A 15,441-nucleotide genomic window follows, 5' to 3' on the forward strand; every position below is an offset into this window, starting at 1 on the left:
AAACCAGGGCACTCCCTGTCTTCCTATGATTAATAGCGGGTGCCAAATTCGCTTTTTTGCGAGTTTGGCACCATAGTACTCGCCCTTCAGCGTTGGCGGGTGCTTACACCGGGCCGCTCCTTGGCCTGAGAAAAAAATGAGCAGTAATGGATTTGCCGTGCAAAAAATAGTTTCCGCCATCGTTTCCGATATTGGCAGTGTTTTACTGGGAAAAGAGCGTCAGGTGAAGTTGGCCTTGGCCTGCCTTTTGTCAAAAGGTCACCTGTTGATTGAAGACCTGCCAGGTATGGGCAAGACCACCCTGGCCCATGCTCTGGCGCAGGTGTTCGGTCTCTCCTATAAACGCGTGCAATTTACCAGCGACATGCTGCCGGCGGATATTCTCGGTGTATCAATTTTTGAGCGGGAATCCGGGCAGTTTCATTTTCATGAGGGGCCGGTTTTCAGCCAGCTACTGCTGGCCGATGAGATCAATCGTTCCTCTCCTAAAACTCAGAGTGCTTTGCTTGAGGCAATGGAGGAGCGCCAGGTTAGTGTCGACGGCGAAACCCGCGCGTTGCCACAGCCTTTCTTTGTGATTGCCACCCAGAACCCACTGCAGCAGTCCGGTACTTTTGCCCTGCCGGAGTCACAACTGGACCGATTCCTGATGCGCATCAGCCTCGGTTACCCCAACCGCGAAGCTGAGCGGGCCCTGTATTTAGGCGCTGATCCCCGCCAACAGCTGGCCAAGCTAAAGCCGCGTATCGACCTCGCTACTCTGAAAAAAATGCAAAGTCTGGTGGGGCAGGTGAAGGCTTCTGACAGTCTGCTCGATTATTTAGAGCGTTTGGTGCTGCATACCCGCCAGAGCCCAGATTGTGCGGTGGGTTTATCGCCCCGAGGGGCACTGGCGCTGCTGCGTGCTGCCAAGGCCTGGGCGCTGATTCATAATCGCGGCCATGTCCTGCCGGAAGATATCCAGGCGGTGCTGCCCTCGGTGGCTGGGCACCGTTTGCAGAGTGATGGCGGCAATGGCGATCAGCTGGTAGAGCGCCTTATGCGCCAGGTGGATATTATCGCGGCCTAAACAGATGAGTGTGATCCGCGACCTTCCCCGACAGGCTTCCAGTACAAGCTCGCGCAATTTTTTTCGCAGGCTGGGTGAGCGCTGGCTCAGCCGACGAGCGCCTCGCTCACGGGACATCACCCTAAATCACAGCCGCCTATTTATCCTGCCCACCCGCGCGGGGCTTGGTTATTTATTGATAACCGCTTTGCTTTGGCTGCTGGCCACCAATTACGAGAACAATCTGGTTTTTGCCCTGACCTTTTTGCTGATCAGTGTCTTCGTTATCTTGCCTGTGCATACCTTCGCCAATTTGAGTGGACTGCGCCTGCAATTGCTGGGCACTGAAGCGGCCTTTGCCGGCGATTTCGCCGAGGCACATATTAATCTGAGCCGAGCGGACAAACGCCAACGGGAGTGGATACAAATTTGTTGGCCACCGGAAGAGGGCGCATATGTGGATCTCTGTGAGGAGCCCTCGGCGGACTTCCGTATTGCGCTGCCAGCCCTGCAGCGAGGGCGAATTCAGGCGCCGCGCTTAAGAGTCGAGAGCCGCTTTCCACTGGGGCTGTTTCGCTGCTGGAGCCGCATCGACCTGGATGTTGAATTCCTGGTGTATCCGCGACCACTCGCCGCTGGCCCCCTGCCGTTGGGAGAGGCCCAGGCAGAGGGTACATCCGGCCAGGTACGTCGCGGCGGGGATGATTATGCCTCTCTCAAACCCTACCAGCCCGGTGATTCCTTGCGCCATTTGGCTTGGAAGCAATATGCCGCCGGTCGCGATCTCTATAGCAAGGAGTATGAGAGCCGCACCGATACCCGTCTCTGGCTCGACTGGGAGTTGTTGGAAGGGCGCGATGTAGAGACCCGCCTGAGCAACCTGTGTGATTGGGTCTTGCAGGCGGAGAAGCAGGGAATTGCCTATGGCCTGCGCATCCCCGGCACTACTTTGCCGCCCTCTCTCGGCACCGAGCACCAGCAGCGAGTGTTGTCAGCGCTAGCCCTGTTTCCCAAGTGGGGTGGCTGATGGCGAGCAACCGGGATCTATTGCCGCGCGAAAGCCTACTGTGGATTTTCGCTGCGCAGTTTGTCGCCCTGCTACCACAGCTGAGCCAGTTGCCACTGTGGATTGGTTTTGCCTGGGCGTTTGCGGTCTATTGGCGCTTGGAGGTCTTTCGCGGGCGCCGTGATCTCCCGGGGCGCGCCCTCAAACTATTGGTGATTGCGCTTACAGTGGCGGGTTTGGCGCAAACCTACCAGCGTTGGTTTGCACTGGAGCCGATGGTGGCGCTGCTGGCTCTGTCCTTTACCCTGAAAAACCTGGAATTAGTCAGCCGCCGAGATGCCTTTGTCAGTTTGTTGCTGGCCTATTTTGTTGCCGCGACCCTGTTTGTGCGTGAGCAATCGATTCCCTATGCCCTCTACGGATTGATCGCGACCCTGGTGATTACCGCTGCACTGGCAGCACAGCTGGGAAGCTTCAGTGCGCGGCCGCGTCGGGCCTTGGGGCTCTCCTTGAGATTGTTGGCGCAGGCTACACCCTTGATGCTGCTGCTGTTTGTGGTTATGCCGCGCCTGGGCCCTCTGTGGAATGTGCCCCAGGATACTTCTGCCGGCCGCACTGGTGTGAGTGACTCTATGGCACCGGGTGATTTCACCCGCTTATCCAAATCCGCCAAGCCGGCACTGCGTATCTCTTTCGATGGACCCATACCGCCGCCGGAGCAACGTTATTGGCGAGGGCTGGTGTACTCCGAATTCGATGGGCGTACCTGGCGGCAGGGTTTTGGTGTGGACCCGCGCAATGGTGGCCGGGTGTACTGGAATAGTGGCGAACGTCCACTGCCACAAGTCGGCCCGCGCTACCGCTACCAGGTGATCCAGGAGGCGAGCCGCAGCCCTTGGTTGTTCGCCCTGGCAAGACCCGCCTCGGACAGCGCGGGAGTAGGAGAAACCACGGACGACCGGTTGGTAAAACGTTCCCCGGTATATAGTCGCTTTGCCTATGAGGTGCGTTCTTGGCCCCGGGATTCCCAGGTTATTCAGTCCACACTCAGCGGTGCCGAGCGCCGTCGCAATTTGCAGCTACCGGCAGATGGAAACTTGCGCATCCGAGACTGGGTGGAGCGCCTGCGCCGCAGGGGGTTGAGCGGTGAGGAGATCTCGTCACAGTTACTGGCCCTCTACAATCGCGAATTCACTTATACCTTGAGCCCACCAGCACTCGGCAGAGACAGTGTGGATGAATTCCTGTTTGACAGCCAAAAGGGATTCTGTGAGCACTTTGCCGGCAGCTATGTTTTTGCCATGCGCGCCGCCGGAGTGCCGGCACGGGTGGTGGCGGGTTACCAGGGTGGCGAGTGGGTGAGTGGTGAGGAGTACCTGCTGGTGCGCGAGTACGACGCCCATGCGTGGGCCGAGATCTGGCTCGATGGACGCGGCTGGCAGAGGGTGGACCCCACTGCTGCGGTTGCCCCGGAGCGGGTCCGGGATGGTCTGGAGAGCGCTGCCGGGGAGGAGTTTATGCGGGATTCGCTACTGCCGGTGCACCGCTTCGATATTCTGGTGAAGCTGCGCCTGCAGTGGGACATGATCAATTACCGCTGGTATCAGACCGTGATTAGCTTTGATAGTGAGAAACAGCGGGACACCTTGCAGCGCCTGGTGGGAGAGCTCTCCCCCCTGCGGATGGCCCTTTTTTTTGCCACACCGGTGGCGGTTGTACTATTTGGCATTCTTCTGTGGACCCGTTTTACTGGGCGAGGACGAAAACAGCCTGTGGTAGAGCGCCTCTATGCGGTTTTCTGTAAGCGCATGGCTCGGGCAGGTATCAAACGGCGACCCGGTGAGGCGCCGCGGGACTTCGCCGAACGTATCGCACTGGAGAGTCCCCCATTGGCAGAGTTTTCCGGGCGTGCGACAGACGCCTTTGAGCGTGCCGCTTATGGCGGGGATAAAGAAGCATTGAATGAGCTGCGCCGACTACTGCGCTGGCGCTTGGGGCTCTCTTTTGGGGTGTCGGTACGTAAAAACCGGCTGACGGGTCATTAACTCTTGGAAAGTCTATCGCGTAAGATGCCTCATAGGCTGCAAAAATTTCTGCTGGGCTACAGTGGCACTTCCCTGGCTACCGGGCTGCAGGTGATTCTCCTGCCCTGGATTGCGCTCACCGTGGTGGATTTGCCGGCTCTGCAACTGGGCTGGGTGCAGGCTTCGGTGCTTTTGCCCAATCTGGTGTTCCTGCTGTTCGGCGGTGCCCTGGCCGACCGCCGTGATCCGGCCACTGTCTCCGCACTGGCTTGCATTGGTCTGGTCCTCTGCCACACAACTCTGCTGCTGGTTTACCTCCTGTCCATGATCTCCCTGCCGATATTGATGCTCTACGGTATTTGCCTTGGGATTTGTAGCGCTTTCCTGCAACCGGCGCGGGACAATCTGGTACAGCGCAGTGCACGCCAAGGCGGTGGGCAAACCTCCGAGCGACGGGTGCAGAAAACTGTGACCTGGATGATGTTGGCCCAATACGGTGGTCAGGCTGTGGGGATGTTGCTGGCGAGCCGCTTCGAACACTGGGGGCTGCAAGCCCTGCTGTTAGTACAGATAGGGGTATTGCTGTTGGCGGCCACAGCCTTGATTAGTCTGCGCGCGAGTGGGGCCAGCCGCATGACTAAGGAAAAAATCACCCACAGCCTGATTCTCGATGGCTTATCCCAGGCCTGGCGTCACCCAGTACTGCGTGAGTTGACCGCGTTGATGGCCTTTAATGGGTTTGTGCATATCGGTGTTTTTCTGGTGGTACTGCCGCTGCTGGCGGAGGATTACGGTCGCGGCGCCGGTTATTACGCCACGCTGCAACTGGCCTTCGTAGCTGGTACCGTAATTGCTACGGTGACTATGTTGCGCCGTGGCCAGGGGGCTGAACCTGGGCGCGGTATTCTTATGTGCCTGCTCTATAGCGCAGCGCTGTTGATTGCCATCAGCCTCGGTCCTACGAAGTTTGGCCTAATCCTGCTGTGTCTGTGTTGGGGGGCGGTGGCGGCGGCTTCCGCTGGCCTCGGTCGCGGCATAGTACAGTTGCTCGCCCCAGCGGAATACCGCAGCCGCATCATCTCCATTTATCAGTTTGCGCTGTTTGGCTCCGCCGCTCTTGGGGCACTGGCCGCTGGAGTCTTGAGTGAATACGCTGCCCCCCTGACCACCTTGCTGTGGGCGGGGATTTTAAGTCTGCTCGCCTTTGCCCTGGTGGCTTTGAGTGGTGCCCTGCGCCGGGTCAAAATCACTGACAGCGAGGTCTGAGTTGCTTCGTGCGACCAACATAGACGCCGCCACCATATAGTTAGGTGGGTCAGCCAAGAGTGGAGTTGTTGGTGAGTCCCGCGAAAAAGGCCAATTGGTCGGAAGAGGTCACGCGCCACAGTCATGCCCTGGATTTGAGTGAGGGCCTCTTTAGCCTGGAGGACCCGAAAGCGATCGCACAGGGCCTGAAAGCGGCTGCGGAATCCAGCCAGCGGCGCAAGTCTGACCCCTATCGCTCCGCTATGTCTATGCTGACGTTCTATATCAACCGGGCGGGACAGAGGCTGCCGGCGAAAAGGCGGCGATTACTGGAACAGGCCAAGGAAGAATTGCGCGGGCTTTACGGGCGTCCGCGCCGGCATTGAGCCGGCGGTGGAATGTGGTGTTGAGATGAAAAACTTTAGGGCGCTTGGCAGGGCAGGCAGCGCACATAGAGGGCGCGCGGGTCGCGATAGCTCTGCAGCTCGGCGATTGGCGCCAATACCGGCTGCACGCTGTTTAGCCAGGCGCCGAGTGGCAGATTGGCTTCAAGGCTCGCGGCAATTTTCGCGTCTACATTGTCGCTCAAAGCGCGCAGGAATTTTTCGCCGGGGCTCAGTTCACGCTGGATCTCTACTACGTCGTATTCTTCGATTTCAGCAAGCTGCGCGGCGTCGGCGATGGCGTCGCTGAGATTGCCGAGATCGTCTACCAATCCTAATTTCTTGGCGGCGCGGCCGGTCCATACCTGCCCCTGGGCAATCTTGTGCACCTCTTTGGGAGTGCTGCCGCGGGCTTCGGCGACAATACGCAGGAAGCGTGCATAGGTGTTATCCACCCCTTGCTGCAGAATGCTGGCTGCTGCTGGCGACAGGGCGCGATCCAGGCGCATACTGCCGGCCAGGTCCGAGGTACCTACGCCATCGGTGTAAACACCGATATGCTCAAGGGAGTTCTCAAACGTCGGGAAGGCGCCAAATACACCGATAGAACCGGTGAGTGTGGCCGGGGAGGCCCAGATGCGATCGCCGCCAGTAGCGATCCAGTAGCCACCGGAAGCGGCGAGACTGCCCATGGAAATCACCACTGGAATTTTTGCTTCACGGGTAGCCAGCAACTCCTGGCGAATGGCCTCGGAGGCAAAGGCGGAGCCGCCGCCGCTGTCGATACGCAGTACCAGGGCATCCACTTCTTTTTCTCGGGCGCGTTGGATTAATTTGCCGAGACTTTCACTGCCGATGCGACCGGCAGGTGCCTGGCCGTCGACAATAGAACCACTGGCGGTAATCAGACCAATTTTCTTGGACTCCCGGATAGGCTTGGCTGCCTCAGCAAGTTTATGGCTGCGCAAGTAGGCGAGGGCGTCAATAAACTTGTACTCGCGCTTTTTACTATCATCTTCGCCGATGGTCTTTTTCAGCTCCTCCATTGCCTCAATGCGGCTGGCGAGCTGGTCTACCAGTTTATTGGCCAGTGCGGCTTCGGCCCAACTGCCCTGATGCTGCTGCAGTTTTTGTGGCAATTCATTGATAAACAGGTCGATGCTCTCGGCGGGCAGGTTGCGCAGGCCGGTTACCTGCTCGCTGTATTCTCCCCAGAGTTCATTCAGCCAGCGCTGGTTGTTTTCACGCGAGGCGGGGGACATATCGTCACGGGTGTAGGGCTCGATAAAGTCTTTGTAATCGCCCACGCGGAACACATGGAAGTTGACTTTGAGTTTCTCCAGGGCGCTCTTGTAATAGTTGCGATAAACACCGAAGCCGGTGAGCATCACTGAGCCCATAGGATTGAGGTAGACCTTATCTGCGTGGCTGGCGAGGAAGTACTGGGGTTGGGTGAAGTTGTCACCCACAGCGTAAATAGGTTTGTCCGCAGCTTTAAAGCGTTGTAGAGCGGCGCCTATTTCATCGAGCTTGCTGAGACTGCCACCCACCATGTGGTCCAGCTCTAGCACCAGTGAGGAGATACGCTTATCCGTGGCGGCATTGTCGATAGCGTCTACCAGATCTTTGACGCGCACCTCTGCGGGGCCGCGGTTGCCGCCCAGGAAAATCGGTAAGGTGGCTGGCTGGGCCAGTTCATCCACAAGAAAACCATGGGGTGCTACGCGCAGGGCCGCGCCCTGTGGAACCACTAAACGCTCGTCCTTGCTGAAAATGGCGATACCTAGAAACAGCAAAATCAGCAGGAAGACGATATTGGTGAATACTCGTCGTAACCAAGTGATGGAGCCGCCAATCGCAGCTAAAAAGCCTCGGGCAAACCCTTTTTTCTGGGGTGAATCAGTCAAACCTCAAAACTCCTCAGTGCGTGGAAAGCGCATGTTTCCACGCCTTTGTGTCTGGAACCATTGGCGGAAATTCCGTCATGGGGTTACTGCATGCGATGCCAGCGACTGCTCATCATTGCAGAAAAGAATAGGATAAGGCTCAAAACCATCATTACGCCATCCTCCCAGCCTCGTGTAGGCATCATTACGTCGACAATGCTGGTGGTAATGTACAAAAGCAGAATAAAACAGAGCCAGAGATAACTGCGATAACGTTGCTTGATCAGGCCCGGCAGCACCAGCAGTAACGGTACCGTCTGAATCAGCCAAAGGGAGAGAGAGCCCCCCTCGATAAACAGGTTCCGCACTGCAAACAGCACCAACAGGCCGATATAGCAAAACCAATTGATACGGAGCGCAATGTGTAGTTTGCGCTGAATAGTGTCGTTCACGTTGAATCCTTTATTTGGCAGCTGGAACCGCTAGGGTCTGGGCCAGTTGGCCGACACGTGTACCGAGCGCCCTGCACAGGGTGATTTCATCTTCGCTCAGGTCGCTGGTATGCCCTTTATTCCAGTGAGAAGCGCCGTAGGGCGTACCGCCGGTACTGGTCCGCATGAGGGCCGCTTCAGAGTAGGGAATGCCAGCAATCAACATGCCGTGGTGCAGAAGTGGCAGCATCATTGAGGTAAGTGTGGTCTCTTGCCCACCGTGTAGGCTGCCGGTGGCGGTAAATACCGCAGCTGGTTTGCCAGTGAGGCTGCCATCCAGCCAAATGTCGCTGGTCTGGTCGAGAAAATAGCGCAGCGGTGATGCCATATTGCCAAAGCGGGTGGGGCTGCCCATCAACAGGCCTGCACACTGACGCAGGTCGTCGAGGGTGCAGTAGGGCGCGCCCTCACTTGGCACAGGGGCCAAACTGGCCTCGGAGTCGGGAGACACTGCGGGTACGGTGCGCAGTCGCGCGGCGATACCGCTGGCTTCCACCCCCCGCGCTAGCTCAGCAGCCATGCGCGCAGTGGCGCCGCTGCGGCTGTAATAGAGAATCAGCACATAGGCTTCGCTTTCGGGCGACATTTAGAGTAGCTCCAGCGCATTTTCTGGTGGGCGGCCGATCGTGGCTTTGTCGTCTCTTACTACGATCGGGCGCTGGATCAGGATGGGATTTTCTACCATGGCCTTGATTAGCTGAGCTTCGTCAAGGTCCCCGTCTTTCAGGTTGAGTTGCTTATAGGGTTCCTCTCCGGTGCGCAACAGGTCGCGTGCAGGGATGCCGAGTTTTTGCAGTACCTGGTTTAGCTCTTCAGCAGAAGGAGGGTTTTGCAGGTAGAGAATCACTTCCGGTTCCACACCGTTGTCCTGCAGCAATTGCAGGGTTTGACGGGATTTTGAGCAGCGCGGGTTGTGGTAGATCGTCCACATTATGTCGGTATCCTGTTACTGTTTGGCGTATTCTAACCGAATACCGTAGCGGAATTCTAAGGCGCAAGTCGAGTACTCGCAGCATTTGGCGGAGGTCGCACACAGGGAATGAAATTGAAATCAAGCGTGAAAGACTGGCTCGTTCAATGGCGGCGCTTTGCGACCTCTTTATGGTCTTTATTTGTGGAGAAAAACTGCCAAAAAAGTGCGGCGGCTCTCACTTATATGACTCTGTTCGCCATAGTGCCGCTGGTGACAGTGAGTTTTGCGATGCTGTCGCTGTTCCCGGACTTTGCCGGCCTGCAAACTCGCTTGCAGGAACAGCTTTTTTCCCACTTTGTACCGCAAAGTGGGCGTGAGGTTCAGGAGTATATCAGCAGTTTTTCCGCCCAGGCGCAGCGGCTTACCGGGCTGGGTATTGCCATGCTGGTGGTAACTTCGGGACTTACACTGCGCAGCATTGAGGGTACCTTTAATTCTATCTGGGATGTATCCCGTGGGCGCAGTGGGGTTTCGAGCTTTCTATTGTACTGGGCCATTCTCAGTCTTGGGCCCATCTTATTAGGGGCAGGGCTTGCTGCCAGTACTTTCTTGCTCTCACAGAAGCTGTTTTTAGGTGGGGAAGAGGGTATCGGCATGATGGCTGTGGTGCTGCGGGTGCTGCCTTTTATTTTCACCACGATTGTTTTCACCCTGCTTTTTGTCGCTGTGCCTAACTGCTATGTGTCCCTGCGCCATGGTATTGAGGGAGGGGTGGTCACTTCAATTGCCTTTGAAATCATGAAATACCTGTTTGGTGCCATCGTTGCGCGCAGTTCTGTACAGGCTATTTATGGGGCCTTTGCCTTTGTGCCTTTGTTCCTGTTGTGGATTTATATGATGTGGATGTTGGTGCTGGCAGGCTGTGTACTGGTGCGAACCCTTTCTGTGTATCGCGCTGCAACCCAAGGCCGTCAGCATTCAGACCTGGTTGCCACTTTGATTGTCCTCTGGCAAATGTTTAAAGGTGGATGGCATGGCAAACCGTTGCGCGAGCGTGATATTTCTTTGCTGGGAATTAAATTTGGCCAGTGGCGGCGCTTGCGGGATGTCTTACAGGCACATCGGGTGATTGCCCAGACCGATGGGAGTGATTATGTCCTACTGCGCGATCTAAATGCGGTATCGCTCATGGAGCTTTCCAGTTGGTTGAATCCTCAGTGGATTCCCAGTGGTAACACAAGCGATTTACAAGGGTTCGAGTGGTACAGCGAAGTGGAGAGTCGTTTTGCCAAGGCGCGCGGGACTGCCGGGGAACAGCTGGGAATCACAATTGGATCTCTTTTTACCGCAGCCTTGGAAAAGGAGCAGGCCGAAGCCAGTGAAACGGAAATACCAAAACACTTAGAAAATGAAATTATGGAAGCGGAGGGTCAGGATGATGTTGCTGATAATAAAAAAAATGAAGAAAACTCTGGTAGTAACCTCTCTATTCTTGGTAAGCGTAATCGGCGCTTGTGAGAGTGACAGGCGTTTGCACTCCGTGAGTGGTGCGCCGGTTGTTACCGAGGGGAAAATAGTCCTGGTCAACTATTGGGCGGAGTGGTGCAAACCCTGTCGGGAAGAAGTGCCGGTACTTAATGAGTTGGCGCAAACCAATAGTGATGTGGTAGTGGTGGGGGTTAATTTTGATGGTTTGCCCACACCTGCAGCAATTGAGCAGGCGCAGAAACTGGGCATAGAATTTCCGCTGTTGGCCCAAGAGCCAGATGGCCGCTGGGGGCAACCCTGGCCTGAAGTACTGCCTACAACTTTAGTGATTGGTGAAGATGGTCGCTGGATAAAAACACTGGTTGGCCCTCAGACTGCTGAGGACTTAAAGGTGGCTCTCCAGTAAAGTTGTCTCTCTAAGATAATTAAAAAAAATTAATCAATATAACTATAACCAAAGTATCTATAACCAAGGTAACTATAGGGCATTGGCATATCGCTGATAGCATGCCGCCACTTTTTTAGTTTGCCCAGGGTGGGATTCTCATACCATGCACATCGGCGCTTTTGTTCTGCTTCTCGGTTTTGTGGTTTTAATGTTTGGCTTGTACCGCTGGCAGCGTGGCAGGGACACCCTTGCCCCTGGTGTGTTTGCTGGGCTGTTACTGGGTGTGGCTTTTGGGGCGCTTCTACAGCTATCGCGTAACTGGGGTGTTGCTCCGGGTGAGGTTCTGCCCTGGATTGAGATGTTGGGCGATAGCTATGTAAACCTATTGTATATGTTGGTTATGCCACTCGTACTCACTTCTATTCTGGTGGCAGTGGTAAAAGTGAGTCACACTCAGGCGCTGGGTAAAATTAGTGTGTCGGTGCTGGGGGTTTTACTCGGCACTACTGCAATTGCCGCCCTGATAGGTGTGGCCATGGCCGATTTGTTTGGGCTCTCTGCTGCGGGTCTTGTCGAAGGAACCCGTGAGGCGGCAAGAGTAGAAGTGCTCAATGAGCGAATTGGGCGGGTCAGCGATCTCTCGATTCCCGAAATTATCACCTCTTTTATTCCGCGCAATATTTTCCTGGATTTGACCGGAGCCCGCTCTACCTCTGTAATTTCAGTGGTTATTTTTGCTGTGCTATTGGGGCTTGCGGCCCTGGCTGTACGCCGTGAGTTTCCGCAGGAAGGTGCCGCTATCGAGCGCTTTGTGCATGTCGCGCAAGTCTGGATTATGAAGTTGGTGCGTTTGGTTATGGCATTCACGCCCTACGGAGTTATGGCGCTGGTTGCTGGACTGATTGCCAAATCCAGCTGGGCGGATATTGCCAATCTGTTTGGTTTTGTCGTGGCTTCTTTCTGTGCGATAGGCCTAATGTTTTTGGTGCATGGTCTATTGCTGTTAGTAAATGGAGTGAATCCACTGCACTACTTCACCAAGGTCTGGCCGGTGCTGGTGTTTGCCTTTAGCTCCCGTTCCAGTGCCGCCACCATTCCTCTGAATGTGGAAACCCAGGTAGATGAACTGCGCAATTCACCGGCTATTGCCAACTTCTCTGCATCCTTCGGTGCCACTATTGGTCAAAATGGTTGCGCGGGAATTTATCCTGCGATGCTTGCCACCATGGTGGCGGTGCCGATGGGTATTAACGTGTGGGACCCAATGTGGTTGGGCACCCTGTTGGTAGTGGTGGTAATCAGCTCCTTCGGTATTGCCGGAGTGGGTGGTGGGGCAACTTTTGCCGCACTGGTGGTGCTGCCGGCAATGGGTTTGCCAGTTACCATCGCGGCGCTATTGATTTCTGTGGAGCCGCTGATTGATATGGCGCGCACTGCTCTCAATGTGAATGGCGCTATGACGGCGGGTACTTTGACCCAGCGCTGGCTTGGGGATGAGGTACCCGGTCCAGAGGTCGTAGAAGGATAAGTAAGAGTCGCAGGCCTATGGAATAAGCACCTGAAAAAATAAAATTTCTTGTCAACCTTTGATCCAGTAGAGCGTTCTAATCAGTGCAGTTTAAACCTTATTGGTTTTCCTCAAATGGAAATGGAGTGATTTATGAAAAAACTGATTGGACTCTCGCTGTTGACTATTGGCCTGGCTTTTCCTTACTCCCTTTATGCACAGAGTGATGAGAGCGAACCGCATGACCACGGTGACCATGTTGAAGATCGTCTCGATCAAAAAGGCGATCGCATAGAGGCGAGATTGGATCAAAAGGGAGATCATATTGAAGAGCGCCTCGATAACAAGGGTGATCGCATCAATGAACGCTTGGATCAAAGAGCTGAGCAGGCTGCTGCTAATGGCAATGATAAATTGGCTGAGCGACTAGACCGCAAAGGGGATCGTATCGACAACCGGCTTGACCAGAAAGGCGAGCGAATTAACGAACGCTTGGATAACAAGGGTACAAAAATCAATAATCGGCTAGACAAAAAAGGAGAGCGCACAGATCGCCGTATGGATCGACGTGCCAAGGCCCGTAAGCGTGAAGAGGGATGATCCCGAGAACTGGGGTGGCTTAAATAAAAAAGTGCGGGCGAAGTCTTTGTATGACGACTTCAAAATCAATAAAAAGAATCTGGAAGAGTATTCTGTGCGCAAGGACTTCAGCCGGTTTCTATGAATCAGTTCCTCGCCCAGGTGGAGAAACGGGCATTCACCATGGCGAATTACGCTGTTGGCAATCGGGATGATGCACTGGATATCGTGCAGGATTCCATGTTGGCGTTGGTGAGGAAATATAGTGGCCGCGATCGGGCCGAGTGGCGGCCGCTGTTTTTCACTATTCTCAACAACCGGATTACCGATTGGCACCGGCGTAACAATAAGCTATCCCGCTGGCAACTATTTCGGGAAAAGCTACCGGCAAACAGCGATGAGCTAGATCCAGCGCCGCTGGAATGGGTCGATAGCCATAATCCCGCCCCGGATAAGGTCCTTGCTGGCGAACGCCTATTGGAAGCCATCGATAGTGCTGTGGCCAAGTTGCCCCTGCGCCAACAGCAGGCCTTCCTGCTGCGCTGTGTCGAAGAATTCGATGTTGCCGAAACTGCGCGGGCAATGTCCTGCAGTCAGGGGAGTGTTAAGACCCATTTATCAAGAGCTATGCGCAGTTTGCGCAACCATCTAGAGGCATTCCAACTAGAGGCAACGCAATGAATAGTCGGCAAGAAAATCCAGTCGTGCAGAGTGATTCATTAAAGAAAGCTGCGCAGCATGCAGTTGTCCGGCGGGAGCGTGATATTGATACAGAGACTCTATCGCGGCTTGCTGCAGCCAGACAACGCGCAGTGGTGGCAAAGAAATCGTATTATCGCGACTCTCCCGGCTGGCTAGTTTTCACTGGCGCTTGTGCATCATTGTTGTTATTGCTGTTTTGGCCTGTATCCAGCGAGCAGGCCGCTACCGAATTGCTGAGTGCCACTGATTGGTATTTATATGAGGAAATGGATGTCGAAATGGTTGAGGATATGGAGTTCTACCAGTGGTTGGCGGATGAGTTGAATGGGCAATCCTCCTAGTGATGAAAAAGTGCTTTTTACTAAGAAAAGTATCGCTAAAGGCCTTTTCTATACGGTGCTCTTTTTTACAGCCCCGCTACTGGCGCAGGATCTGCAGCCACTGGATGAGGACTTCCTGATGTTTGTCGGGGAGTGGGCCGATGAGCAGGGAGATATACAAACGCCGGAAGCGCTGGAGATGTTGTTACCCAAGCCGGAAAAGCCAGCGATAACAGGCAGACCAAATACCGGGGGAGGGGAGACCCACGAGGAGCTGAGCGATGAGTGAGCGAAGAACCATATTGATTGGTTGGCTGGCCGCCGTGTATTTATCGCTCTTTGTGAATGTTTCCCAGGCACAAGATTGGCAGAGTCTCAGTGACAGTGAGCGCCGACTTTTACAGAATTTTGAGACGCGCTGGTCACGACTGAGTGAAGATCGACGGGAACAATTGTTACGCGGGGCCAGGCGCTGGAGTGAAATGAACCCCGAGCAGCGCCAAGAAGCGCGTCAACAGTATAAGCGCTGGCAGGATATACCCAGAGAGCGGCGCGCCCAGTTGCGGGACTCTTATCGCCGCTTTATGGACCTACCCGAGGAGGAGCGCCAGCGTATTCGCGAGGCGCGCAAGCGCTTCCGTCAGATGCCTCCCCAGCAGCGTAAACAGTTGCGGGAACAATGGGAGAAGGATAAACGCGGCCGTGCGGAGAATCGGGAAAGGCGGAACCAGCGGGAACGGCGCCGCAGGGAGAGACGGGAGCGGCGGCAGCAGAGGCGAGAGGAAACGGAGAGAACCTGATGTTTCTTACCCCCTCAGGTTAATTCAGCGTCTATTCAGATGAATTTGACTACTCTGGCTCCCGTTGATGAATAACGGGAGATCGATTGTGCAACTCTTCAAGCAGTTTATCGCTGGCGCGGCAGTCGCCGCGCTGGTGGCCTTGAGTGCTACCGCCAAAGCGGGCCCCAATGGCTACACAGACCCCTACGGTGCGGATAGCTACGACTTTGCCCGCGTCACCGAGGTTACTCCCGTTTACACCGATATTCAGGTTCGTAACCCACGCACTTACTGCCGGGATGAGCAGGTGGCCTACCGAGAGCCCGCTTCTCCGGCGGGTACTGTGGTTGGCGGGCTGATCGGTGCCGCTGTTGGCAACAGCTTGGGACGTGGCGGTCATCATGGTCGCTATCACCACCATCACGGCCAACGGGCTGGAGCCACTGTTGCGGGCGCACTGGTGGGAGCGCTGGTGGGTAACCAGATCAGTCGGGCCAACGCCCCAACTTATTACGCCACGGAATCTCGTTGCCAGGTTGTCGACGAGTTCAGTACACAGCGGGAATTAGTCGGATACGATGTGCGCTATCGGTATAATGGTCAGGTTTATCTGACTCGTACAGATTACCACCCGGGCGAGAGAATCCGGGTTCGTGTCGCAGTCTCGCCGGCGCCTTGA

At 55.4% G+C, this 15,441-nt stretch carries 18 protein-coding genes; 14 read left to right on the forward strand and 4 right to left on the reverse strand.

Annotated features, from left to right (window positions below; all coding sequences use genetic code 11):
- Positions 1-157: 157 nt before the first annotated feature.
- From ACJJJA_RS08175 to ACJJJA_RS08195, 5 genes are all read left to right on the forward strand, one after another.
- Positions 158-1,069 (forward strand): AAA family ATPase, encoded by a 912-nt coding sequence (locus ACJJJA_RS08175; RefSeq protein WP_444885921.1) that lies wholly within the window; start codon positions 158-160, stop codon positions 1,067-1,069.
- Positions 1,070-1,073: 4 nt separating this feature from the next.
- Entirely contained in the window at positions 1,074-2,075 is a 1,002-nt protein-coding gene (locus tag ACJJJA_RS08180; RefSeq protein WP_444904284.1) for a DUF58 domain-containing protein, read from the forward strand.
- On the forward strand, positions 2,075-4,099 hold the full coding sequence (locus ACJJJA_RS08185) for a transglutaminase TgpA family protein (RefSeq protein WP_444888447.1): 2,025 nt from the start codon (positions 2,075-2,077) through the stop codon (positions 4,097-4,099). The genes ACJJJA_RS08180 and ACJJJA_RS08185 overlap by 1 nt, the downstream gene beginning before the upstream one ends.
- A 24-nt stretch (positions 4,100-4,123) precedes the next feature.
- A complete protein-coding gene (locus tag ACJJJA_RS08190) occupies positions 4,124-5,344 on the forward strand; it encodes an MFS transporter (RefSeq protein WP_444890873.1) in 1,221 nt (406 codons plus the stop codon).
- Positions 5,345-5,415: 71 nt separating this feature from the next.
- A complete protein-coding gene (locus ACJJJA_RS08195; RefSeq protein WP_444898704.1) occupies positions 5,416-5,709 on the forward strand; it encodes a DUF3175 domain-containing protein in 294 nt (97 codons plus the stop codon).
- A gap of 35 nt (positions 5,710-5,744) precedes the next feature.
- On the opposite strand, the gene sppA is transcribed toward ACJJJA_RS08195, so the two are convergent.
- The 4 genes from sppA to arsC form a co-directional block, all read right to left on the reverse strand.
- Positions 5,745-7,613: a signal peptide peptidase SppA gene (gene sppA / locus ACJJJA_RS08200; RefSeq protein ID WP_444885597.1), complete on the reverse strand. Its 1,869-nt coding sequence runs from the start codon at positions 7,611-7,613 to the stop codon at positions 5,745-5,747.
- 83 nt (positions 7,614-7,696) lie between these two features.
- Positions 7,697-8,044, reverse strand: a complete 348-nt coding sequence (locus tag ACJJJA_RS08205) for a DUF2069 domain-containing protein (protein ID WP_444904285.1) — start codon at positions 8,042-8,044, stop codon at positions 7,697-7,699.
- Positions 8,045-8,054: 10 nt separating this feature from the next.
- Positions 8,055-8,669 (reverse strand): NAD(P)H:quinone oxidoreductase, encoded by a 615-nt coding sequence (wrbA, locus tag ACJJJA_RS08210; RefSeq protein WP_444888452.1) that lies wholly within the window; start codon positions 8,667-8,669, stop codon positions 8,055-8,057.
- Complete coding sequence (arsC, locus tag ACJJJA_RS08215; protein WP_252085180.1) at positions 8,670-9,014, reverse strand: arsenate reductase (glutaredoxin); 345 nt, start codon at positions 9,012-9,014, stop codon at positions 8,670-8,672.
- 108 nt (positions 9,015-9,122) lie between these two features.
- On the opposite strand from arsC, the gene ACJJJA_RS08220 reads away from it, so the two are divergent.
- The 9 genes from ACJJJA_RS08220 (at position 9,123) to ACJJJA_RS08260 (ending at position 15,441) form a co-directional block, all read left to right on the forward strand.
- Positions 9,123-10,514: a YihY family inner membrane protein gene (locus tag ACJJJA_RS08220; protein ID WP_444904286.1), complete on the forward strand. Its 1,392-nt coding sequence runs from the start codon at positions 9,123-9,125 to the stop codon at positions 10,512-10,514.
- Positions 10,515-10,536: 22 nt separating this feature from the next.
- The gene (locus ACJJJA_RS08225) at positions 10,537-10,890 is read left to right on the forward strand and encodes a TlpA family protein disulfide reductase (protein ID WP_444885594.1); all 354 of its coding nucleotides are present in this window, start codon (positions 10,537-10,539) and stop codon (positions 10,888-10,890) included.
- Positions 10,891-11,035: 145 nt separating this feature from the next.
- Positions 11,036-12,400, forward strand: coding sequence for an L-cystine transporter (locus ACJJJA_RS08230; RefSeq protein ID WP_444885593.1), 1,365 nt, complete (start codon positions 11,036-11,038; stop codon positions 12,398-12,400).
- Positions 12,401-12,532: 132 nt separating this feature from the next.
- On the forward strand, positions 12,533-12,979 hold the full coding sequence (locus ACJJJA_RS08235; protein ID WP_444885592.1) for a hypothetical protein: 447 nt from the start codon (positions 12,533-12,535) through the stop codon (positions 12,977-12,979).
- Positions 12,980-13,099: 120 nt separating this feature from the next.
- On the forward strand, positions 13,100-13,639 hold the full coding sequence (locus tag ACJJJA_RS08240) for an RNA polymerase sigma factor (RefSeq protein ID WP_444904287.1): 540 nt from the start codon (positions 13,100-13,102) through the stop codon (positions 13,637-13,639).
- Positions 13,636-14,001 carry a hypothetical protein gene (locus tag ACJJJA_RS08245; protein WP_444904288.1) on the forward strand — a complete coding sequence of 122 codons (366 nt, stop codon included), beginning with the start codon at positions 13,636-13,638 and terminating at the stop codon, positions 13,999-14,001. The genes ACJJJA_RS08240 and ACJJJA_RS08245 overlap by 4 nt, the downstream gene beginning before the upstream one ends.
- Positions 13,985-14,269, forward strand: a complete 285-nt coding sequence (locus ACJJJA_RS08250; RefSeq protein WP_444885590.1) for a hypothetical protein — start codon at positions 13,985-13,987, stop codon at positions 14,267-14,269. The genes ACJJJA_RS08245 and ACJJJA_RS08250 overlap by 17 nt, the downstream gene beginning before the upstream one ends.
- Positions 14,262-14,780 (forward strand): DUF3106 domain-containing protein, encoded by a 519-nt coding sequence (locus tag ACJJJA_RS08255; RefSeq protein WP_444904289.1) that lies wholly within the window; start codon positions 14,262-14,264, stop codon positions 14,778-14,780. Before ACJJJA_RS08250 ends, ACJJJA_RS08255 begins: the two co-directional genes overlap by 8 nt.
- A gap of 88 nt (positions 14,781-14,868) precedes the next feature.
- The gene (locus ACJJJA_RS08260) at positions 14,869-15,441 is read left to right on the forward strand and encodes a glycine zipper 2TM domain-containing protein (RefSeq protein ID WP_444888455.1); all 573 of its coding nucleotides are present in this window, start codon (positions 14,869-14,871) and stop codon (positions 15,439-15,441) included.

The organism is Microbulbifer mixtoriginis (SeqCode), assembly GCF_052466865.1.

Excerpts from the sequence above, each read along its gene's own strand:
- ACJJJA_RS08240 (WP_444904287.1), top strand. The coding sequence starts at position 13,100 with ATGAATCAGTTCCTCGCCCAGGTGGAGAAACGGGCATTCACCATGGCG.
- ACJJJA_RS08235 (WP_444885592.1), top strand. The coding sequence starts at position 12,533 with ATGAAAAAACTGATTGGACTCTCGCTGTTGACTATTGGCCTGGCTTTT.
- ACJJJA_RS08190 (WP_444890873.1), top strand. The coding sequence starts at position 4,124 with ATGCCTCATAGGCTGCAAAAATTTCTGCTGGGCTACAGTGGCACTTCC.
- ACJJJA_RS08220 (WP_444904286.1), top strand. The coding sequence starts at position 9,123 with ATGAAATTGAAATCAAGCGTGAAAGACTGGCTCGTTCAATGGCGGCGC.
- ACJJJA_RS08180 (WP_444904284.1), top strand. The coding sequence starts at position 1,074 with ATGAGTGTGATCCGCGACCTTCCCCGACAGGCTTCCAGTACAAGCTCG.
- ACJJJA_RS08245 (WP_444904288.1), top strand. The coding sequence starts at position 13,636 with ATGAATAGTCGGCAAGAAAATCCAGTCGTGCAGAGTGATTCATTAAAG.
- ACJJJA_RS08255 (WP_444904289.1), top strand. The coding sequence starts at position 14,262 with ATGAGTGAGCGAAGAACCATATTGATTGGTTGGCTGGCCGCCGTGTAT.
- arsC (WP_252085180.1), bottom strand. The coding sequence starts at position 9,014 with ATGTGGACGATCTACCACAACCCGCGCTGCTCAAAATCCCGTCAAACC.
- wrbA (WP_444888452.1), bottom strand. The coding sequence starts at position 8,669 with ATGTCGCCCGAAAGCGAAGCCTATGTGCTGATTCTCTATTACAGCCGC.
- ACJJJA_RS08185 (WP_444888447.1), top strand. The coding sequence starts at position 2,075 with ATGGCGAGCAACCGGGATCTATTGCCGCGCGAAAGCCTACTGTGGATT.
- ACJJJA_RS08230 (WP_444885593.1), top strand. The coding sequence starts at position 11,036 with ATGCACATCGGCGCTTTTGTTCTGCTTCTCGGTTTTGTGGTTTTAATG.
- ACJJJA_RS08250 (WP_444885590.1), top strand. The coding sequence starts at position 13,985 with ATGGGCAATCCTCCTAGTGATGAAAAAGTGCTTTTTACTAAGAAAAGT.